This is a genomic window from Sphingobium jiangsuense (assembly GCF_014196495.1).
In the GTDB taxonomy this organism is placed as follows: domain Bacteria; phylum Pseudomonadota; class Alphaproteobacteria; order Sphingomonadales; family Sphingomonadaceae; genus Sphingobium; species Sphingobium jiangsuense.
Map to the genome: position 1 here is coordinate 1 of NZ_JACIDT010000052.1, position 3,476 is coordinate 3,476.

At 65.1% G+C, this 3,476-nt stretch carries 5 protein-coding genes; all 5 read left to right on the plus strand.

What is annotated here, in order from left to right; translation table 11 throughout:
- The first annotated feature begins 137 nt into the window (after window positions 1-137).
- The 5 genes from GGR43_RS23195 (at window position 138) to GGR43_RS23215 (ending at window position 3,430) form a co-directional block, all read left to right on the plus strand.
- The gene (locus GGR43_RS23195; RefSeq protein WP_188074068.1) at window positions 138-359 is read left to right on the plus strand and encodes a hypothetical protein; all 222 of its coding nucleotides are present in this window, start codon (window positions 138-140) and stop codon (window positions 357-359) included.
- A gap of 264 nt (window positions 360-623) precedes the next feature.
- Window positions 624-944, plus strand: coding sequence for a hypothetical protein (locus GGR43_RS23200; RefSeq protein ID WP_188074069.1), 321 nt, complete (start codon window positions 624-626; stop codon window positions 942-944).
- Window positions 941-1,732 carry a C39 family peptidase gene (locus tag GGR43_RS23205; protein ID WP_188074070.1) on the plus strand — a complete coding sequence of 264 codons (792 nt, stop codon included), beginning with the start codon at window positions 941-943 and terminating at the stop codon, window positions 1,730-1,732. Before GGR43_RS23200 ends, GGR43_RS23205 begins: the two co-directional genes overlap by 4 nt.
- Before the next feature lie 3 nt (window positions 1,733-1,735).
- Window positions 1,736-2,743, plus strand: coding sequence for a hypothetical protein (locus GGR43_RS23210; RefSeq protein WP_188074071.1), 1,008 nt, complete (start codon window positions 1,736-1,738; stop codon window positions 2,741-2,743).
- Window positions 2,744-2,746: 3 nt separating this feature from the next.
- Window positions 2,747-3,430, plus strand: a complete 684-nt coding sequence (locus GGR43_RS23215) for a hypothetical protein (protein ID WP_188074072.1) — start codon at window positions 2,747-2,749, stop codon at window positions 3,428-3,430.
- The last annotated feature ends 46 nt before the right edge of the window (window positions 3,431-3,476 follow it).

Genomic DNA, 3,476 nt, shown 5'->3' on the forward strand with positions numbered 1-3,476 from the left:
ACCGCAAGATCGCCGCTTAATATCAACCCCAGGACGAGGCCCGCACTCCGCTAATTTACGCCGCGAGTTGTGCCAAATGTTCTGACGACGGACACGCGCAGGCACAAACCGCCAATTGGTTCGGCGACAATGCGCTGGTGTCCAGCAGCACGCTGGCCAGCTATGTCAGCGGTGTTTCCGTCGGCTATGACGGTGCACCTGGCGGCGGCGGCGCTTCGGTCGACAACAGCCTGAGCAACAACGGCGCTGCTTTCCAGAACTTCGCCGGCATTCAGGCTCTGAACCAGAACACCGGCGTCGGAGCGTCGCAAAATGCTGCCGTCACCCTGTCGGTTTCGACGGGCGACGTGAACTTCTGATCTGATGCGCTCCCAAGCGTAACGGATGCCGGCACGTTCCTCCAACCCCCCACGGAGAACGTGCCGGTTTCCGACCTCAAGGCAAATCAGGCCCAGAGATAAATCAGGCCCGAGTACATCAGGAAGGAGAGGAGCATCATGGTCAGGTACAGCCTCAGCCCAGGCCGCCATGGCTGCCATCGTCCGATACGCTCCGCACTTGTCGCCGTCGCCTTCGTTCTGCCGGCCCTGACGCCGGCCGTTGCGCAGGATGACCCTGTCACTGTGGCTGTGGCCCCAGCCCCGGCCGGGGCGGGCGACGCCGACCAGCTCTTCGGCATGGCCCCGCTGCCCGATGCCGATCTCGCCGCGACCACGGGCCGGGAACAGAATAACTGGCTCAACGCCTCGTCCAGCAACAACGCCATCGTCAACGACAATCATGTCGGCGACAACAGCGTGACCGGCACGGTCAGCCTGGCCGACTCCGCGTTCCAGAATGTCAGCGGCGTGTCGATGATCAACTTCAACACGGGCAACAACAGCTCGATCAACGCGGCGATGAGCGTCAACCTGCAAATCAACTACGCTTCGCCCACGCCATGATCCGCTCCGATCGCCTCGACGGCCCCGGCCCCATGCCGCATGGGGTTTCGCGCGGAAGAGGGCGGCATCTGCGGCGCCTTGCCGCCGCCATGCTGCTGATGGTTCCGTCCGGACTGGCGATCGCGCCTGCACCCGCAGCGGCGCAGCAGCACACCGGCTTCGTCATCCCGACCATGCCAGGCGGCGGCTTTCAGGTCGACATGGGCACGATGCTCGACCGCAAATTCTACACGGTCATCCGCCAGCAATATGATTTCAGCTGCGGTTCGGCCGCGCTCGCGACCCTGCTCCATTATCATTACGGCATCCCCGCCAACGAGGAGATGACCTTCACCGGCATGTGGGAAAAGGGCGATCAGGCGGCGATCCGCAAGAACGGTTTCTCGCTGCTCGACATGAAGCGCTATCTGGGCGCTCACGGCCTCGAAACGCAGGGCTTCCGCGTGACGCTGGACCAGATCGCGAAGACGCGCGTGCCCGGCATCGCGCTGACCGTCACCAAGGGATATCGCCATTTCATCGTCATCAAGGGCGTTTCGGATACGGAGGTGCTGGTCGGCGACCCGTCGCGCGGCCTGATCCGCTATTCGCGCAAGGAATTCGGCAAGATCTGGGACGGCCTCTATTTCGTCGTCACCAGCTCGCGCGAGACCGGCCAGTCCTCCTTCAATCGTCTGGCGCAATGGACCAGCATAGGCCGTCCCCCGATAGGGAGCAGCCTGTCGCGTCCGCTGGACCTCCAGACGCCTCGCATCGCCGCTCCGATGCTCATGCTAGGGGACCTTTAGGCCATGTACGGGATCCGCCTTCTTTCCACTTCGCTGCTGGCGCTTTATGCCGCCGCCGGAGTGCGAGCCACGGCTGGGGACAGCCTTTTCGATTCCGCCCCGCTCGACGATGCCGAACTGGCGCAGGCGCGCGGCGGCTTCACCCTGCCCAACGGCATGACGATCGACTTCGGCATCATCGTCAGCACGGTGGTCAACGGCACGCGCGTTTTGCAGACGGAAATGCGCGTGCTGGGCGACACCATCACCACCAGCGTCACCCAGGCGGTGGGCACGCAGGCCGAAAAGACGGCGGAAGCCGTCACCGCCTCCATCACGGTGCCGATCGTGGACGCGACCGATGGCGGCACGGGGGGGCCGGTGCCGGGCGACATACCCGCCGGGTCGGCGGTGGAAAGCTCCGCTCCGGTTCCGTCGTCCTCGCTGCCGGGCGTCTCCGCCACCCCCGGAGGCGGAGCATCGGTCGATGTCGGAGGCGTTTCCGTCAATGGAACGCCGGGCGCGGGGGTATCGGTCGATGTCGGGGGCGTTTCCGTCAGTGCGACGCCGGGCGGCGGCGGCGTCGCGGACGTGTCGAGCGGCAGCGCGAACCCCAGCGGGGTGACGGCGTCGCCCGATACCGGCGTGCAGGTGACGGTCGGCTCGGTCACCGTTTCCACCGATGCGGGCGGGACGACGCAGGTCGCCGTGTCCGGTGGGGGTTTGCCCGCCGGGCCGGGAAGCCAGACTGCTGTGGGGCAGGCGGCGGCGTCCACCGATTATGTCTCCACCCAGGGAACGGCGCCGAATGTCAGCGCCTCGGCCATATTGCCGCAACTGCTGATAGAGCATGAGATCGGCCGCAGCATCTCCTCCTTCATCGTCAACACCGGCGACGGGCGGGTGATCGACAACCGGCTGATGATCGACCTGACCATTGGCAATGTTCAGCCCTATAGCATAGGATCGATCGGCTATCGCGTTCAGTCCCTTGGCCTGGATGCGGCGATATGGAGAGGATCGGGGGGATAAATCATGAAAAAGAACGGCGCCCTCTTCGGAGGGCTGGGGAGTTCCCTTATCGCCATGGGGATGGTCCTGTCGGCGGCGCCCGCCCATGCGCAGCAACAGCCCGCACCGGTGCAGGGCAGCGCGAGCGACGTCAACGCGCTGCGTGACGAACTGGCGCAGGCGCGCGCGCTGCTGGCCGAGCAGAACAGGCAGATCGCCGAGCAGAAGCAGCGGCTCGACCTGCTGGAACAGCGGCTGTCCAGCCTCGCCGCGGCTTCGGCCGCGCCGCCGCCGCCGCCACCTCCGCCCGGAGCGGGCGGGGCTTCCGTCGCGGGGGGATCGCCGATCCAGGTCGGCCAGCCACCGGCCGATTCCGATCGCGCGCCGACCGTCGCGGTGCTCGACCAGCAAGGCAGCGTCGTCACCCGCAAGGGCCAGCTGATTGCGGAACTGGGGCTGGATTATGTAAGGGCAGACCGCAACCGCACTGTTTTCCGAGGAGTAGGAGCGGCAGGGGTCATATTGATAGGCGCGTTCGATATCAATGAGAGCCGCCAGGATATTCTGACGGCTTCCGGTTCCTTGCGCTATGGTCTGAGCAACCGGTTCGAAATCGGGGTGCGTGCGCCCTTCACCTATCGCTCCGACAAGCTGATCACCGTTGTCCGGCGTCAGCGCCAATGGCACAGATTTGAGGTTGTGAATTAAGGAGGATTTGGGCTTCGTCGTAGTGACGAAGGAACGAAGATGAAGC